At 58.1% G+C, this 17,006-nt stretch carries 12 protein-coding genes; 8 read left to right on the top strand and 4 right to left on the bottom strand.

Going from position 1 to position 17,006, the window contains the following annotated elements:
• The first annotated feature begins 47 nt into the window (after positions 1-47).
• Genes MFP24_RS12820 through MFP24_RS12805 form a run of 4 tightly spaced genes read left to right on the top strand, consistent with a single transcriptional unit; the run spans position 48 to position 6,014 of the window.
• Entirely contained in the window at positions 48-1,757 is a 1,710-nt protein-coding gene (locus MFP24_RS12820) for a TolC family protein (RefSeq protein ID WP_407062002.1), read from the top strand.
• Positions 1,757-2,500, top strand: coding sequence for an efflux RND transporter periplasmic adaptor subunit (locus MFP24_RS12815; RefSeq protein ID WP_249230686.1), 744 nt, complete (start codon positions 1,757-1,759; stop codon positions 2,498-2,500). Before MFP24_RS12820 ends, MFP24_RS12815 begins: the two co-directional genes overlap by 1 nt.
• Positions 2,497-3,855, top strand: a complete 1,359-nt coding sequence (locus tag MFP24_RS12810; protein ID WP_249230685.1) for an efflux RND transporter periplasmic adaptor subunit — start codon at positions 2,497-2,499, stop codon at positions 3,853-3,855. The genes MFP24_RS12815 and MFP24_RS12810 overlap by 4 nt, the downstream gene beginning before the upstream one ends.
• Positions 3,855-6,014: an HlyD family efflux transporter periplasmic adaptor subunit gene (locus MFP24_RS12805; RefSeq protein WP_249230684.1), complete on the top strand. Its 2,160-nt coding sequence runs from the start codon at positions 3,855-3,857 to the stop codon at positions 6,012-6,014. Before MFP24_RS12810 ends, MFP24_RS12805 begins: the two co-directional genes overlap by 1 nt.
• Before the next feature lie 73 nt (positions 6,015-6,087).
• Here MFP24_RS12805 and MFP24_RS12800 read toward each other — a convergent pair whose 3' ends face one another.
• On the bottom strand, positions 6,088-6,390 hold the full coding sequence (locus tag MFP24_RS12800; RefSeq protein WP_249230683.1) for a helix-turn-helix domain-containing protein: 303 nt from the start codon (positions 6,388-6,390) through the stop codon (positions 6,088-6,090).
• Between the two features lie 662 nt (positions 6,391-7,052).
• Here MFP24_RS12800 and MFP24_RS12795 point away from each other — a divergent pair.
• Genes MFP24_RS12795 through MFP24_RS12780 form a run of 4 tightly spaced genes read left to right on the top strand, consistent with a single transcriptional unit; the run spans position 7,053 to position 12,457 of the window.
• Positions 7,053-8,771, top strand: coding sequence for a polysaccharide lyase family protein (locus tag MFP24_RS12795; RefSeq protein WP_249230682.1), 1,719 nt, complete (start codon positions 7,053-7,055; stop codon positions 8,769-8,771).
• Between the two features lie 51 nt (positions 8,772-8,822).
• Positions 8,823-9,572, top strand: coding sequence for an oligogalacturonate-specific porin KdgM family protein (locus tag MFP24_RS12790; RefSeq protein WP_249230681.1), 750 nt, complete (start codon positions 8,823-8,825; stop codon positions 9,570-9,572).
• Between the two features lie 57 nt (positions 9,573-9,629).
• Positions 9,630-11,144, top strand: a complete 1,515-nt coding sequence (locus MFP24_RS12785) for an MFS transporter (RefSeq protein ID WP_249230680.1) — start codon at positions 9,630-9,632, stop codon at positions 11,142-11,144.
• Positions 11,141-12,457 carry an oligogalacturonate lyase family protein gene (locus MFP24_RS12780; RefSeq protein ID WP_249230679.1) on the top strand — a complete coding sequence of 439 codons (1,317 nt, stop codon included), beginning with the start codon at positions 11,141-11,143 and terminating at the stop codon, positions 12,455-12,457. The genes MFP24_RS12785 and MFP24_RS12780 overlap by 4 nt, the downstream gene beginning before the upstream one ends.
• Before the next feature lie 37 nt (positions 12,458-12,494).
• Here the strand turns inward: MFP24_RS12780 and actP are convergent, their stop codons facing one another.
• The 3 genes from actP to acs form a co-directional block, all read right to left on the bottom strand.
• A complete protein-coding gene (gene actP, locus MFP24_RS12775; RefSeq protein WP_249230678.1) occupies positions 12,495-14,159 on the bottom strand; it encodes a cation/acetate symporter ActP in 1,665 nt (554 codons plus the stop codon).
• Entirely contained in the window at positions 14,156-14,467 is a 312-nt protein-coding gene (locus MFP24_RS12770; RefSeq protein ID WP_249230677.1) for a DUF485 domain-containing protein, read from the bottom strand. The genes actP and MFP24_RS12770 overlap by 4 nt, the downstream gene beginning before the upstream one ends.
• Before the next feature lie 101 nt (positions 14,468-14,568).
• Positions 14,569-16,530: an acetate--CoA ligase gene (gene acs / locus MFP24_RS12765; protein ID WP_249230676.1), complete on the bottom strand. Its 1,962-nt coding sequence runs from the start codon at positions 16,528-16,530 to the stop codon at positions 14,569-14,571.
• Positions 16,531-17,006 lie beyond the last annotated feature (476 nt).

Raw genomic sequence — 17,006 nt, 5'->3', positions numbered from 1 at the left:
ACATACATAACAACATCAACATACAACATTGGATGGGGAGAACCCTGGTGAATCAGCACATAGCAAAACTCTGGGACCGTACGCCGCAACCCGCCGGTTCACGCGCGCTTAAACTGGCGGTGGCGCTGGCCTGTCTGGGGCTGGCCGGATGTGCGGTAACGCCTGAGCCGGTGACGACGGAACATCAGGTCGCGCAGGCGCTCAGCGATCGCACGCAAATGTTCGCCAATCAGGAGCCGGTGCGCGGCACCGTCACCCTGGACGAGGCGATTGCCCGCGCGCTGAAATATAACCTGCAGCAGCGGGTGGCGCTGATGGAACAGGCGATGGAGGATAATCTGGTCGGCGTCGCCAGTCTGGATATGCTGCCCAGGCTGGCGGCGCGTGCCGGGCTGCAAACCCGCGACAACGTGGCCGGTTCCAGCAGTGAATCGGTGAGCACCGGGCAGCAGTCGCTGGAGGCCTCCACCAGTCAGGATAAAACCATGAGGACGGCGGATCTGGCGCTGAGCTGGAACGTGCTGGATTTCGGCATCAGCTATTTCAACGCCAAGATGCAGGCCAATAAATCCCTGGCCGCCGAAGAGCGCCGCCGCCGCGTGGTGGCCGATATCACCCGCCAGGTGCGTACCGCCTACTGGGAAGCCGCCACCGCCCAGCGTTTGCAGCCGGAGGTGACGGCCGCGCTGGTCGAGGCGCGTCAGTCGCTGGAATATGCCCGCCAGACCGAGCAACAGCGTCTGCTGGCCCCGGTGGAGGCGCTGCGTTTCCAGAAAAACATGCTGGAAATGGTGCGCCAACTGGAAATCGTCGATAGCGATCTGGTGGTCGCCAAATCCCGTCTGGCGTCGCTGATGAACCTGCCGCCGGCCAGCACATTCGATGTGGTGGTGCCCGGCGAAAGCAGCCTGACGGCGCCGAAACTGGCCTACTCGCTCGACGATCTGGAAAACTTCTCGATGGTGCAGCGTCCCGAAGTGCGCGAAGAGAGCTATCAGGCGCGCAATGCGGTGCTGGAAACCCGTAAATCGCTGCTGCGGCTGTTGCCGGGCGTGTCGCTGTTCGCCGGCATCAACGGCGACAGCAACAGCTATCTGGTTAATCATCAGTGGGCGAACGCCGGGGTTCAGGTCAGCGGCAATCTGCTGAATGTGCTGTCATGGTCGCCGGTGAAGCGCGCCGGACAGGCGAATGAGGATCTGGCGGAAGCGCGGCGTCAGGCGCTGCGTATGGCGGTGCTGACGCAGGTGAACGTGGCCTGGCAGGAGTATCAGCAAAGTATGCGCATGTTCAGCCGCTATCAGGAGCTGGCCCGCATTCAGCGCGGCATTCTTAATCAGACCGAATTAAACGTGCGCCATCAGGCGGAAACGCGGATGGAACAGGTGCGCGTCAGCACCGAAACCATCCTTACCACCCGCGCGCGCGACCGCAGTTTTGCGGACGTACAAAACGCCTTAGGCGCGGTGTATCAGGCCGCCGGTCTGGATGTGCTGCCGGATAACGTCGGCGATACCAGTCTGGCCGCATTGAGCAACACTATTGCCCGCACCACCGGCAATATCGAAACCGGCCGCGTGCCGGTGCCGCGTCTTTCCCTGGCCGCGCCGACGGCGGTCGCCGTCACGACGACGCCGGCAGCCAAACCGACCGCGGTCGTTACGCCGCCGGGCGCCATCGCCGGAAAACCCTACCGCACGGTAAACACCGATATGTGGGATAACCTGCAATCCCTGCAGGCCGGGGGATCGCACTGATGAAGGCGCAGCGGTTGCTGCTGGCGGGGGCGTTGCTGACGCCCCTGTGGGGCCAGGCCGCCGACAGCAATGATATCCGCGTACAGCTTAGCGCCCAGCGTTATACGGTGCTTTCCAGCGAAATCGCGGCCAAAGTGACGGATATCGCGGTGAAAGAGGGCGAGCATTTTAAACAGGGCGATACGCTGCTGACCTTTGACTGCGCGGTGCTGAAGGAGAAACTGAACTATTCCGCCGCCGCGGAAAATGCGGCGCGTAAAAAACTGGCCATCGCCAACCGGCTGGATAAGCTCAACTCGATCAGCCTGTCTGAGGTGGATCAGGCGCGTTCGGCGGTATCCATGGCGCAGGCGGAAAGCGGCGTCAACCGCGCCATGCTGCAGCGCTGCGCCATCAAGGCGCCGTTCTCCGGCCGGGTGACGGAAAGCAAAGTCAAGCGCTGGGAGTCGGTGCCGGAGGGCAAGGAACTGCTGGCGATTTACGATGACAGCGCCTTCGAGCTGGAAATGATCGTTCCTTCCCGCTGGCTGACGTGGTTAACGCCGGGCCATGCCTTTCAGGTGACGCTGGATGAGACCGGGCTGAGCTATGCGGCGGAAATCAGCCGCCTCTCCTCGGCGGTCGATCCCGTCAGCCAGTCGGTGAAAGCGTTTGGCCGCATCACCCAGCCCACCGCCGGATTGCTGCCGGGAATGAGCGGGGTGGCGCAAATCACGCCGGCGGCGGGCGGCGGCGCGCCATGACCCGCAATCACAGCGCCGCGCAGACGGAAAACGAGCAGGATAGCCGGCTGGCGCTGCTGGCGGAACTGTTGCAGCTGCAAAGCCGCGCCAGAGCGCGGGAGACGCCGGACGAGCTGGCGTTTTTGATGGTTAATGAAACCCATGGCCTGGTGAAATATCGCCAGGCGCTGCTGTGGGACTGTGAAAAACAGCGCCTGCGCGCGGCGTCCGGACTGGTCTCCATCGATGATAACGCGCCGTTCTGCATCGAATTCGGCCGCCTGTGCCGCCGGTGGCAGCAGGAGGAACGGCCGGTTCAATCCCTGAGCTGGCAGGATCTGCCCGCCAGCGACCAACTGCTGTGGCAGGAGTACCTGCCGGCGTTTTTGCTCTGGCTGCCGCTGCGGCGGCCGCAGGGTGAAACGCCGCTGGCGCTGATCCTGGCGCGCGACAGCGCGTGGCAGCCCGGCGAACTGCTGCTGCTGGAAAAGCTGGCGGATGCGTACTCCCATGCGTGGATCGGTTTGCGTAAAACCCGGCGCGGCAAAACGGAAGTCCGCCCCAAACGGCGCCGTCTGATACTGGCCGGGGCGGCGGCGCTATTGCTGATGATGCTGTTCCCGGTGCGCCAGTCGGTGCTGGCGCCGGCGGAGATCGTGGCGCATCGCCCGGTGATGGTGCGCGCGCCGGTGGCCGGGGTGGTGGACGATATCCTGGTGCGGCCCAATCAGCAGATCGCCGCCGGTCAACCGCTGGCGCGGCTGGATGCCCGCGAACTGGGAAACCGGCAGGAGTCGGCGCGCCAGGCGCTGGCCACGGCCGACGCCCAGTACCGTCAGGCGCAGCAGCAGGCGCTGTTTGACGCCAATAGCAAAGCCAGCCTGGCGGTGCTGCAAAGCCGGCGCGAACAGGCGCAGAGCGAGATGGACTTTCTGCAACGGCAGCTGGAACGCATGCAGCTGGTCTCCCCGCGCGACGGCGTGGCGATCTTTGACGACGCCAGCGACTGGATCGGGCGGTCGGTGGCGGTCGGAGAGCGGATCATGATGATCGCCGATCCGCGCGATGTTGAGCTGGAAATCCAGCTGCCGGCGGCCGACGCCATCGCCCTGGAGCAGGGCGCGGAGGTGCGTCTGTTTCTCAACGTCGCGCCGAATGCGGCGCAGCGGGCGCAACTGGAGCAGATTGGCTACCGCGCCGCGCCGACGCCGGACAACGTGATGGCCTATCGGCTGAAAGCCCGCTTTACCCGGGACGACGCGCAATTGCGCGTCGGTCTGAAAGGCACGGCGAAAGTGTACGGTCAGCGCACGGTGCTGATCGTCTACCTGCTGCGTAAGCCATTGGCTACGCTGCGTGTCTGGCTGGGCGTGTGATGACGCAGGGGCTGCCGGCGTCCGCCATAAACAATATGAACCAGAGTCCGGCTCCGCGGCTTAGCCCGCTGCGGGATGAACTGATCCTGCATGCCGGACCCGCCAACCGCGACGGATCGCCGAGCTGGACGCTGGAGGATCCGCTGCGCGGTCTGTTTTTCCGCATCGGCTGGGCGGAGATGGCGATGCTGTCGCACTGGTCGCTGGGCGAGGCGGAGAAGATCGTCGCCGCCGTTCGCCGGACGTCGCCGCTGAATATCGATGACGGCGAGGTGGCGCATTTCAGCCGTTTTTTGCAGGCCAATAATCTGACGCGGGCGGCGGGCGATGAGGCGCTGGCGCAGTTTGGGCGACAGTTGGCGCAAAGCCGGGTTTCCCTGTGGCGCAAGCTGCTGAAGAATTATCTGTTTTTTCGCATTCCGCTGTGGCACCCGGATCGCTTTCTGCACCGTACCCTGCCGTGGGTGGCGCCTTTTTTCAGCCGCTTCTTTTTAAATCTGACGCTGATTGCCGCGCTGCTGGGGCTGTTTCTGGCCGGGCGGCAGTGGGAAACCTTCAAGCATACCTTTCTGCATTTTTTTACCCTGGAAGGGGCGGCGCTGGCGGGCCTGACGCTCTGTTTTACCAAAGTTCTGCATGAGCTGGGGCACGCCTATACCTGCAAGCGCTTCGGCGCCAAGGTCGCCGCCATGGGGGTGGCCTTTCTGGTGATGATGCCGGTGCTGTACACCGATACCTCCGGCTCATGGAAGCTGACCCGCCGCCGGCAGCGCATGGCGATCGGCGCCGCCGGCATGGCGACCGAACTGACGCTGGCCGCCTGGGCGACGCTGGCCTGGAGCTTTCTGCCGGACGGCATGCTGCGCAGCGCGGCATTTATGCTGGCCACCACCACCTGGATCATGACGCTGGCGATTAATCTCAGCCCGTTGATGCGTTTTGACGGCTATTTTCTGCTGTCGGACTGGCTGCAGATGCCGAATCTGCAAAACCGCGGCTTCGCCATGGCGCGCTGGAAGCTGCGCGAGTGGCTGTTCGGACTGGGGGACGAACCGCCGGAGCCATTTCCGCGCTGGTTGCGGCGCACGCTGGTGGGCTACTCCTTCTGCGTGTGGATCTATCGTTTCTTTCTGTTTACCGGTATCGCCATACTGGTTTATCACATGGCGTTCAAGCTGCTGGGGATGCTGCTGTTCGCCGTTGAAATTGGCTATTTCGTGGTGATGCCCGTCGTGAATGAAGTGCGCGAATGGAGCAAACGCCGCAAGGATTATCGTATGAACCGGAACATGCTGGTTACGCTGACGCTGAGCGCTATTTTACTGCTGCTGTTGACGCTTCCCTGGCAGCGCGGCGTTTATGCCCCGGCGCTGCTGCGCGCCGAAGGGCAAAGCAGCCTGTATATGCCGCTGCCCGCGATGATAAACAGCATTGACGTGCAGGTCGGGCAGCCGGTGCGGGCGGGAGACGTGCTGTTTACGCTGTCGGCCGATGCCTTGCTGCATGAACGGCGGCAGTTGGAACGGCAAATCGCCACGCTGAACTGGCAGGGCGCGTTTCAGGTATTCAACAAGGAGGCTGCGGCGGAACATCAAAGGGTGAAACAGGAGCGCGACGCCGCGCGGCAAAAGCTCAGCGTGCTGCAACGACAGTCGGCGCAATTGACGGTGCGCGCGCCGATAGACGGCGTGGTGGCGGATATCGCCGCGCCGCTGGCGGCCGGCGAGTGGCTGGCGCAGGGGGAATGGCTGGCGGTGATCGCCAAACCGGGGGGGGGACTGGTGGAAGCCTTTGTGGCGGAAAAAGACTGGCAGCGCCTGAAGACGGGCGGGCAGGGGCATTTTTACCCGCGGGATGTCGGCAGTCCGGCGTTGCCGGCGACCATTGTGGATATCGATCATACCGCCACCCGCGATTTGAGCGCCGTACCCGAACTGGCCTCGACCTACGGCGGCGATATCGCCACGCTGAGCGATGGGCAGCGCAAACTGCACCCTGAGCAGGCGGTTTACCGGGTGCTGCTGCGGCTGTCCGACGGCGGCCGCGGCCAGCGCCAGGTTTTACCCGGCACGGTGGTCATGGACGGCGAAGCGCAAAGCCTGCTGGTACGCGGCTGGAAGGTGGTCTCGGCGGTGCTGATTCGGGAACTGGCGTTTTAACGCCGCGCGGTTATCCGCCGGCAGCGCCTTGCGATAAGCCATGCCGCACATGGCGAGGCGGCATTAACAGGACTCAGACGGAAAAACCGTAGCGGGTGCCGTCGGGCAGCTCGATATCGAGGTGCAGTTTACCGCCGGTGGCTTCAACGTAACGCTTCAGCGTGGACAGTTTCAGGTCGCGGCCTCGCTTTTCCATACCGGCTACGGTTGGCTGTTTGATGCCAAGCGCCAGCGCGACGTCCTGCTGGGTTTTCTGCACCCGCTCACGAATCTCCGCCAGATGGATGTTCAGCAACATCTCGTCCGCTTTGACCCGCGCTTTGGCAACCACCGCAGGATTTTCTCGCTCCAGCATTTGATCGAGTGTTCTTGCCATACTGTTACTCTCCGCTTTTGTTGAGTTTCTCCAGATGAGCAGAAAACTCGTGGTCTGCTAAGGTGTCGGTGGTTTCGATCGTCCACATAACTTTCCTTAGTCAATATAGCTTATATGCTATATAGGTGTAAACCTATAATTTCCCGCGGCGGCGCGATAAAGACGGGAAGAGCGGCTCCGATCCGCGTTCTTTCAGCACCATAGCGGATAAATAACGGCGGCCAAGCGGTGGCGCTTCGCAAAAATAGCGTACAGCCTGGGGAAGATTATCTACGCCTGTGGGAATAACGGATGATTTAACGTTAATTAATAAAATAGCGTCGTAATGTCGGATAATTCAATTGTTATTTCTGAGAGATGGATCATGTCAATCTTCATTTGGCTGCCTGATGAAATATTAATATGGCAATAATGTAAAGGCAATACCTGCTTTCATACCCTATTATAATTCAGCCGTGTGGGGAACCATCAATATTAGCGTTTTAAGTAAAGCGGCTTTAATTCCACAATTTTTTAACTGTTTTTCGTTGCCGCGCGGTTCCCTTTTTTATGATTCACTATTTTTCCAATCGCCAGCGTGGTTACAGAAATAGCATTCCTCAAAAAATAGGCCGTTCTGCGGGGATTTTTGGCCGTTACGCTGAATATCAGGAGGATTGACCGTGAAGAAAAGCACCTTGTTGCTAATAATAAGTACCGTGCTGGCGCCCTATGGCTATTGCACGCAGAATAACGCCGTATCCTTATCCGTTACCGGTATGAACGCGGTATTGGATAATGGCTTGCTAAAGGTTGAGTTCGGGGAGGACGGCAGCGCGGCGAGCATTATTAAAGACGGGGTAAATATTATTACCAATCTTTCCGGCGCGCAGCGAGATCCCAGTAAGACGCGCAGCGCTTATCTCGATTATTACGTTAAAGGGGTAAAGGATTTCACTCCCGAGCGAGTCGAGGTGATCGGCAACAGCCGTGATATGGCCCATATTGCTTATATTGATGATAAAGAAGGGCTGCTGCGCCTCGAATATCATCTGATTATTCGCCGCGGCGTTAGCGGTATTTACAGCTATGTGGTGGCGGAAAATAGCGGCGCCCAGGATGTGAAAGTCAGTGAATTGCGCAACGTATACCGTTTCGACCCGGCACGGCTCGATCATATTTATAACGGCGCCCGCGTGGGGAAGCCGTTGCTTTACGGCCAGCTTGAACAATTACCGAAGGTGCAGGATGAAACCTGGCGTTTACCTGACGGCCATGTCTATTCCAAATATGATTTTGCCGGTTATATGCGACAGACGCCTTTCTGGGGAGTCTTCGGCCACGGCGTGGGCGCCTGGCTGATTCACGGCAATACCGAGTATTTTTCCGGCGACGCGCTCAAACAGGATCTGCTGGTCCATCAGGACGCCATTATTCTGAATTATATGACCGGCGCGCATTTGGGCACCCCGGATATGATCGCCACGCCGGGCTGGAAGAAATTCTACGGCCCGTGGTTGCTGTATATCAATCAGGGCGATGAACGGCAGGTGATAGCCGATGCCCGGCGCCGGTCGGCGACGGAAAAAGTCTCCTGGCCTTATCGCTGGGTGAACGATGCGCGTTATGCCGTGGATCGCACCCAGGTCAGCGGACGGGTGAGCGCGCAACGGCCGGCGACGGTGGTGCTTTCTTCATCACCGGACGAGCCTTTTGATTTGCAGACGCGCGGTTATTCCTACCAGGCGACCACGGATAGCCAGGGTAAATTCCGCCTCGACCAGGTGAGAGCCGGGGAATATCAGCTAACCGTCTATGCCAACGGCGGTACTCAACCCGGCGTGCTGGCGCGGCAAAGGGTAACTATCGCCGGTGAGAGCCAACGGCTGCCGGATATCGCCATTCCCGCCGCCCCGTCGGTTATCTGGGCCATCGGGCAGGCGGATCGTCAGGCCGGCGAGTTCCGCTTCGGCAATGAAGCGCGTAATTACCGCTGGCAGAATGAGGTGCCGGCGGATCTGATCTTTGATATCGGCCGCAGCGACTATCAGCGGGACTGGTATTACGCCCAGATCAAACCGGGAACATGGGATATTCGCTTCGCCATGCGTCCGGAAAAGAAAACCTACTACCTGAATATTTCCCTGGCCGCGGCCAGTAATTTCGGCATGACCGACGCCACCACGCCTGAACTGGCGGTGCTGGTTAATGGCAAAACCGCGGCGACGCTGAAATATGAGAATGATAAAGCCATTTATCGCGGGGCGTTAAAAAGCGGCCGTTATCATCTCGAGCGGATTCCCGTCGACGCCGAATTACTGCGCAACGGAAATAATCGCGTCTCGCTTAAATTGCAGGGCGGTAGCCTGATGTATGACATCGTCACGTTCAGCGAAGAGTAATATCCCTTAACTTCCTGATAAATCCTACAAATTATTAATAATGGACTAATAATGAAAACTTCAAATAAAGCATTTATTTCGGTTTCCCTGTTGCTGGTTTTTGTCGGGCAGGCGAGCGCCGATGTGATATTAAGAAATGTGTCGATGGATTATCGGCATGAATACCGACTACGGGATCGGACGCACTACGATAAGCTGACGCTGGCGACGCAACTCCCCAATGACTATTCATTTGCGGTGGAAACCAAGTTTAAAACCGGCGGTTCCAACGTTAAGGATAAAGCCTATAAAGATCCGGTATTAAACGCGGTGGAAATGACGCTGGCTAAAAAATATCAGTTTGGCAACTGGACGATATCGCCGTTATTCCAGCCGGAGTTTAACTCCACGCGCACCGAGTGGAAATTCGGCGTGTCGCCCTGGTATAAAATCAATGATAGCTGGTCGATCGGCGGATTATATCGTCTGGAATTGACCGATTATGCGCACGATAGCAAATGCACCAACGTGGGGACGGTGTGTACCACCAATAAGCATCGCACCGTTAATCGGGTAGACGGTTATTTACGTTATCGAAGCGGCGATCTGACCACCACCTATAAAATCATTTTTCAGCACGGCGATGAAAATTTATTCGCCAAAAAGAAAAATAATTATGAACAGGAATTGCAGTTCAACTATGCGCTGGGCGATAAAAAGGAGTGGAGTCCCTACATCAGCTTTGGCGATATCAATCGTTCTTCTCAATCCAGCGAGCGGCAGCTTAGGCTGCGCGCCGGGGTAGCTTATACCTTTAAATAATCGGCGCTCACTGAAATACTATTTTTATACTTTATCCCTGCGGGGGAGGGTATTACCATGCCGGAAATAATAAGACGGATTACCTTAAAGAATTACTTCGGCGTTTCTTCGGTTAATATTTTTATCGCCGCGACGCAGAATGTGCTGTCCGCCTGGTTGATGTACTATTACACCACCTACGCCGGACTGTCGATTATGGCGGTAGGGACGCTGTTCGCCATCAGTAAACTGGCCGGCGCTTTTTTCTCGCTGTTCTTCGGCGATTTTTCCGATAAATTCGGTCAAACCCGGCTGGGGAAAAAATTTGGCCGCCGCCGCTTCTGGTTATTAATGATTATCCCGGTACATACCATTTTATTTCCTCTGGTATGGCTGCCGGGTATGGGCGTCGCCTACTATTACGTGGTTTATATTCTGTATAACTGCGTATTGCGCATTCCCCAGATCATTATTCCGACCCTGACGACGGAAATGACCACCGACTCGACGGTGCGCGCCAAAATCGAGGGAATGAAACAGGCGGTGGGAGCCATCGCCACCACGGCGATTTCCGCCCTGCCCGGCGTGATGTTTCTGTGGTTTGGCAAAGATATGGCGGCGTTCACCTGGACCATGGTGGTGTGTAATGTCCTGGCCTGCGCCGCGCTATCGCTGCAATATCTGTGGAGTTTTGAACGACCGGCGGAAGAGCTGCATTTTGTCTCCGGCGTCGGCGCCTGGCAGGAGATGAAAATGATCTTCCGCGATTTGGGATCCACCCTGCGGGTAAAAGCCTTCCGCCAGCTGCTGGCGATGTTTATCGCGCAAATTTCGGAACGCACTATCTCGGGCTATGTGAATACCTATTTCATCATTTTCGTCATGATGATGAGCCCGACGGTGGTGGCGGGCGCCAATAGCATCGCCTATCTGCTGGGGCTGTTATTTTTATCCTTTTTTATGTGGTACACCATCAAAACCGACGGGGCCAGGTCGTTCCGTCTGGGAGCCTACGTCACGGTGATCGTCTTCGCCGCCTTTGCCTGTCTGGCGATCTTACGTCCCGCGCATGGGGAAATCTGGCTGATAGCGCTCACCATTATTCTTAACTTCGGCAAAACGGGGATTGCCAACGCCTCCTTTTACCTGATGTCCTTTATCCCCGACGTCGATGAAATGGTCACCCGCGAACGGCGCGAGGCGCTTTTTTCCGGCGTGTTCAATTTTGTGGATACGGTGATTCAGGCGTCGATTATGTTTGCGCTGGGGGCGGTGCTCTCCGCGACGGGGTTTCAACAGGGGGTTGACGTGCAGCCTCAGATCACCGTTAACAGCATTATTGTTATCTATACCGTGGTGCCGCTCTGTTTCGGCCTGTGGGGGATTATCGTTTCCCGGCGTTTTCGGCTTAACCGGGATAATCACCTGCTGATATTGCAGGAAATATCCCGCCTGAAACAGGGCGGACACAAGGCGCAGGTCGATGCGCCGACGCGCGCCGCGGTGGAAGAACTGACCGGGTTGCCTTATGAACAATGCTGGCAGGCGGACGCAACCGAGCGGGCGCTGGAACCGGCGGAGAGGAAAATATGAAAAAAGCACGGCAAGCGGCGTTGGGCGGAAACAGCGCCGTCCCGCGCGAATGGCGCGATGGCGTAACCGGCAGAAGAATTATCCGGCTGTCGGAGCTGGCGGGAACCTCGTCGCTCTATTTCCATCAAAATGCGTTCAGCCGCGACGGTCAATTAATGGTGGTGACGACGCCGCAGGGTATCGCCGCTATTGATATACGGACGCGGCGCAATACGCTGGTTCTGCCCAGTCCGACGGCGGAGATCCTGATGGTGGGCAGACGCACTTCCCGCCTGTGGTATATCGATGAAGTCGACGGGCAGCGGGCGGTGTTTTCTCTGCACCTGCTGACCGGCGAGACGGCGCGGCACTATCGGCTGACGCCGGGCGAAACGGTGAGCGCCCTGAACGCCGACGAAACGCTGCTGCTGGGGAGCGAAACCGGGCAGGATAAGGCGTTCAACGATATTTTCACCGCCGCCGTCTCCGACGCGGCCGGCGGTCATGCCAATCCGCAAGGGGAATGGATGGTCGCCTCGGAGATGTATCATCCGCACACCGGGCGGCCGTTGACCTTTGCCGAACAAAAAGAGGTGCATATCAATCAGCGCTTGGAACGGCGTCTGCCGATGACCCTGTTCGTGGTTGATGTGGCCTCGGGAACCCGGCGGGATGTTCATCAGGCCACCGACTGGCTTAATCATTTACAGTTTTCGCCCACCGATCCCCGGCAGATTCTGTTCTGCCATGAAGGGCCGTGGCACAAAGTGGACCGTATCTGGACCATTCGTACCGACGGTTCGGCGTTGAGCAAAATCCACACGCGCGCGATGAATATGGAAATCGCGGGACATGAATTTTTCAGCCCCGACGGCAATACCATCTGGTATGACCTGCAAACGCCGCGCGGCGAGGTGTTCTGGCTGGCGGGTTATGAGCTGCATAGCGGCAGACGGCGGTGGTATGCGCTGGAACGCGATAGCTGGTCGGTACACTTTACTCTTTCCTCCGACGGCCGATATTTCGCCGGCGACGGCGGCGATGGAGAGATGGTGGCGCACGCCCCGGACGGCAAGTGGATTTCATTATTGGTGCCGGAAAGCATACCGGACGTCGCCGGCATTTCCGCCGCGAATGCGGATAGCCTGATCGATCCGGGCGTACTGCGCTGCCGGCGGCTGGTGGATATGTCCGCCCATGATTATCGCCTGGAGCCAAACCTGGCCTTTACCCCGGACGGCGACTATCTGGTATTTCGCTCCAATATGCACGGCGAGGTGCATACCTACGCGGTGGCGCTTAATGAGACGGAGGCTGCCGGTAACAACCTGTGACGCCTGGCGCGTCACAGGTTGTTGTAAAAGTTTGGCGCTACCCCGAATGCGCGCCGCTGCGCGAGGCGCCGACCCCGGTCTGGGAACGCACAAACTGCGAGTGGAAGCGGGCGCGATCCTGCTGGCCGCTTGCCGAGCGATCCGTTATCGAGAACAGCCAGATACCGATAAAGGCCGCCAGCATCGAGAACAGCGCCGGGTATTCATACGGATAGATGGGCGTCGCGTGGCCGAGGATTTTCACCCATACCGTCGGCCCCAGGATCATCAGGATCACCGCCGTCAGCAACCCGGCCCAGCCGCCCACCATCGCGCCGCGGGTGGTGAGTTTCGACCAGTACATGGACAGCAGAATAATCGGGAAGTTACAGCTGGCGGCGATGGAGAAGGCCAGTCCCACCATAAAGGCGATGTTCTGGTTTTCAAACAGAATGCCGAGCGCGATGGCGACGATGCCCAGCACCAGCACGGTGATTTTCGAGACTTTCAGCTCATTGCGCTCGGTGGCTTTCCCTTTCTTGATGACGTGGGAATAGAGATCGTGGGAAACCGCCGAGGCGCCCGCCAGCGTTAACCCCGCCACCACCGCCAGAATGGTGGCGAAGGCGACGGCGGAGATAAAGCCGAGGAAGAAGTTGCCGCCCACCGCGTCCGCCAGATGCACCGCCGCCATGTTGTTGCCGCCGATAAGCTGGCCGGCCGCATCCTTAAAGTCCGGGTTGGCGCTGACCAGCAGGATGGCGCCGAAGCCGATAATAAAGGTCAGAAAGTAGAAATAGCCCATAAAGCCGGTGGCGTAGAACACGCTTTTGCGCGCCTCTTTGGCGTCGCTCACGGTGAAGAAGCGCATCAGGATATGCGGCAAACCGGCGGTGCCGAACATTAACCCCAGTCCCAGCGACAGCGCGGATATCGGGTCGGATACCAGTCCGCCGGGGCTCATGATGGCCGCCCCTTGCGGATGGACGGCCATCGCCTGCTTAAACAGGCTGTCGAAGCTGAAGTTGACGGATTTCATCACCATCACGGCCATAAAGGTGGCGCCGAACAGCAGCAGCACCGCCTTGATGATCTGCACCCAGGTGGTGGCCAGCATGCCGCCGAACATCACATACATCACCATCAGGATCCCCACCAGCACCACCGCAATATGGTAGTTAAGGCCGAACAGCAGTTCGATCAGCTTGCCGGCGCCGACCATCTGGGCGATAAGGTACAGCGCCACCACCACCAGCGAGCCGCAGGCGGACAGGCTGCGGATCGGTCTCTGCCCTAGCCGGTATGACGCCACGTCGGCAAAGGTGTAACGTCCCAGATTGCGCAGGCGTTCGGCGATTAAAAACAGAATGATCGGCCAGCCGACCAGAAAACCGAGCGAGTAGATCAGGCCGTCATAGCCGGAGGTGTAAACCAGCGCCGAGATCCCCAGAAAGGACGCCGCCGACATATAGTCGCCGGCGATGGCCAGCCCGTTCTGAAAGCCGGTAATATTCCCCCCGGCGGTATAATAATCGCTGCGCGAGCGCGTGCGTTTGGAGGCCCAGTAGGTGATATACAGCGTGGCGCCGACAAACAGCAGGAACATGACGATGGCCTGGATATTCAACGGCTGACGCTGAACGTCGCCGGTCAGGGCATCGGCGGCCAGCGCCGCCGGCGCTGAGGCGAGCAGCCCGAACAGCGTAATGAAGCGCGTTTTCATGGCCTTACCTCATCCAGTAACCGTTTGGTCAGGCGATCGAATTCCCCGTTGGCGCGGTAGACATAGATGCCCGTCAGCACAAAGGAGATCACAATCAACCCCACGCCAAGCGGAATACCCCGGGTAATGCTGGCGCCGGGCGCGATTGGCGTTCCCAGCCAGCCCGGCGCGAAGGCGATCAGCAGAATAAAGCCGACGTAAAGCGTCAGCATGATCAGGGAAAGCAAGGTGGCGAAGCGCTGTCGTTTATTCACCAGTTCTCTGAACAGCGGGTTACTTTCAATCCGTTGATAAATGGCGTCATTCATCGTAAGTCTCCGGTAATCTGTTGCTGGGGCTGCGTTGTGTAAGGCCGTCGCGCCCACCCGGCGCGAACGCCAGGTGGGGCGAAGCGTGTTTCGTCAGAGGATCATTGGGGAGAGGCGCTCATAGCCTGCTTTTCTTCCAGCAGCTTTTCGACGACGCCGGGATCGGCCAGCGTTGAGGTATCCCCCAGATTACTGGTGTCGCCGGCGGCGATTTTGCGCAGAATACGACGCATGATCTTGCCCGATCGCGTTTTCGGCAGCGAGTCGGTCCAGTGGAGGATGTCGGGGGTGGCGATCGGCCCGATCTCTTTACGTACCCAGTTGCGGACGTCGGTATGCAGTTCGCCGGAGGGCTCTTCGCCGTGATTCAGCGTGATATAGGCATAAATCGCCTGGCCTTTCAGGCTGTGCGGGATGCCCACCACCGCCGCTTCGGCGATTTTGGGATGAGCCACCAGCGCGGATTCGATTTCCGCCGTTCCCAGCCGATGGCCGGATACGTTCAGCACGTCATCGACGCGGCCGGTGATCCAGTAGTAGCCGTCTTCGTCGCGACGGGCGCCGTCGCCGCTGAAGTACACGCCTTTAAAGGTGGAAAAGTAGGTTTGCTCGAAGCGGTCGTGATCGCCGAACAGGGTGCGCGCCTGGCCGGGCCAGGAGTCGGTAATTACCAGATTGCCCTCGCTCGCGCCTTCCTGCGGATTGCCCAGATTATCCACCAGCGCCGGCTGAACGCCGAAGAAGGGATAGGTCGCCGAACCGGGTTTGGCTTCGATGGCGCCGGGCAGCGGGGTGATCATAAAGCCGCCCGTTTCCGTCTGCCACCAGGTATCGACGATCGGACACTTGCCGTTGCCGATGGTATTGAAGTACCACTCCCAGGCTTCCGGGTTGATCGGCTCGCCGACGGAACCCATGATTTTCAGCGAAGCGCGCGAGGTGCCCTCAATGGCTTTGTCGCCTTCCGCCATCAGGGCGCGGATCGCCGTGGGGGCGGTGTAGAGAATATTCACCTGATGTTTATCGACCACCTGCGCCATGCGCCGTGCGTCCGGCCAGTTGGGCACGCCTTCGAACATCAGCGTAACGGCGCCGCAGGCCAGCGGGCCGTACAGCAGATAGCTGTGGCCGGTGATCCAGCCGACGTCGGCGGTACACCAATAGATATCGCCCGGATGATAGTCGAAAACATATTTGAAGGTCAGCGCCGCATACACCAGATAGCCGCCGGTGGTATGCAGCACGCCTTTTGGCTTGCCGGTGGAGCCGGAGGTATAGAGGATAAACAGCGGATCTTCGGCGTTGATCTCTTCCGGCGGACAGCGATCGTCGGCCTGTTCGATCAGATCGTGCCACCAGCGATCGCGGCCGTCGAACCACTGCGTTTCTTTCCCGGTTCTACGGAAAACGATAACGTTGGCGATGGTTTTGACGCCCGGATTTTTCAGCGCTTCATCGATGTTTTTCTTGAGCGGGATAACGCGTCCGGCGCGGATACCCTCATCGGCGGTAATCACCAGTCTGGCGCTGGAGTCGATGATGCGTCCGGCGATGGCTTCCGGAGAAAAGCCGGCGAAAATCACCGAGTGAACGGCGCCGATGCGGGCGCAGGCCAGCATCGCCACCGCCGCTTCCGGCACCATCGGCATATAGATGGCGACCACGTCGCCTTTTTTTATTCCCAGCGATTTCAGCGCATTAGCAAAACGGCACACCGACTGGTAAAGCTCGCGATAGGTAACCTTTTTACTTTCTTTGGCATCGTCGCCTTCCCAGATTATCGCCGTCCGATCGCCGCGTTCGGCCAGATGACGATCGAGACAGTTGGCCGCCACGTTTAGCGTACCGTCTTCAAACCAGCGAATCCGAATATGACCGGGATCAAATGAGGTATTTTTTACCTGTTGATAAGGTTTGATCCAATCAACAATTTTTCCCTGTTCACGCCAGAAAGCGGCAGGATCGTCAATGGAATGCTGATACATCTGCTGATATTGGTCGGCGTTTATCAGGGCATTTTCCGCAATGGCGGCCGGTATGGCATGTTTATGATGTTGAGTCATGTGCACTTCTCCTTAAACATGTTAAGGATATGTCAATGAATGGTTAATTGTGGTGGTGCGGCAACATTTGTTTCTTTTTTGAGCTATGGATCACGCAATGGGTGAAAAGAGATAAGAAATGACTGAAATAATCCCTGAGCGTGCAGTAAATAAGTAGAAGGCCGAGTAGAGGTCAGACATTGATAGTTATATATGTCATAATAAGAAAAATTATAAGAATTATTCTCTGTAGCTCAATGAGTATAACGATCAATCTATTGTTTTTAATAGCTAATATCTATTGTTATTCCCACTTTGATCGTCTTTTACGATCAAACAGCATAAAGATCTCTCTTATTCCGCCGATAGTGACAACGTTGTTTCGAGTATATTTTTACCCGCCACCGCTATTTGGATTTATCTGATTATCAGCGCGCAGCCAAGTATGGATAATCGGCGACGCAGGGCGATACGGTGAGCAAAACGCCGTTTTTTCG

The organism is Brenneria tiliae, assembly GCF_023347575.1.
Classification (GTDB): Bacteria; Pseudomonadota; Gammaproteobacteria; order Enterobacterales; family Enterobacteriaceae; genus Brenneria; species Brenneria corticis.
This window is presented reverse-complemented; position numbering and strand designations above follow the sequence as displayed.

Excerpts from the sequence above, each read along its gene's own strand:
- actP (WP_249230678.1), bottom strand. The coding sequence starts at position 14,159 with ATGAAAACGCGCTTCATTACGCTGTTCGGGCTGCTCGCCTCAGCGCCG.
- MFP24_RS12810 (WP_249230685.1), top strand. The coding sequence starts at position 2,497 with ATGACCCGCAATCACAGCGCCGCGCAGACGGAAAACGAGCAGGATAGC.
- acs (WP_249230676.1), bottom strand. The coding sequence starts at position 16,530 with ATGACTCAACATCATAAACATGCCATACCGGCCGCCATTGCGGAAAAT.
- MFP24_RS12805 (WP_249230684.1), top strand. The coding sequence starts at position 3,855 with ATGACGCAGGGGCTGCCGGCGTCCGCCATAAACAATATGAACCAGAGT.
- MFP24_RS12815 (WP_249230686.1), top strand. The coding sequence starts at position 1,757 with ATGAAGGCGCAGCGGTTGCTGCTGGCGGGGGCGTTGCTGACGCCCCTG.
- MFP24_RS12780 (WP_249230679.1), top strand. The coding sequence starts at position 11,141 with ATGAAAAAAGCACGGCAAGCGGCGTTGGGCGGAAACAGCGCCGTCCCG.
- MFP24_RS12785 (WP_249230680.1), top strand. The coding sequence starts at position 9,630 with ATGCCGGAAATAATAAGACGGATTACCTTAAAGAATTACTTCGGCGTT.
- MFP24_RS12800 (WP_249230683.1), bottom strand. The coding sequence starts at position 6,390 with ATGGCAAGAACACTCGATCAAATGCTGGAGCGAGAAAATCCTGCGGTG.
- MFP24_RS12790 (WP_249230681.1), top strand. The coding sequence starts at position 8,823 with ATGAAAACTTCAAATAAAGCATTTATTTCGGTTTCCCTGTTGCTGGTT.
- MFP24_RS12770 (WP_249230677.1), bottom strand. The coding sequence starts at position 14,467 with ATGAATGACGCCATTTATCAACGGATTGAAAGTAACCCGCTGTTCAGA.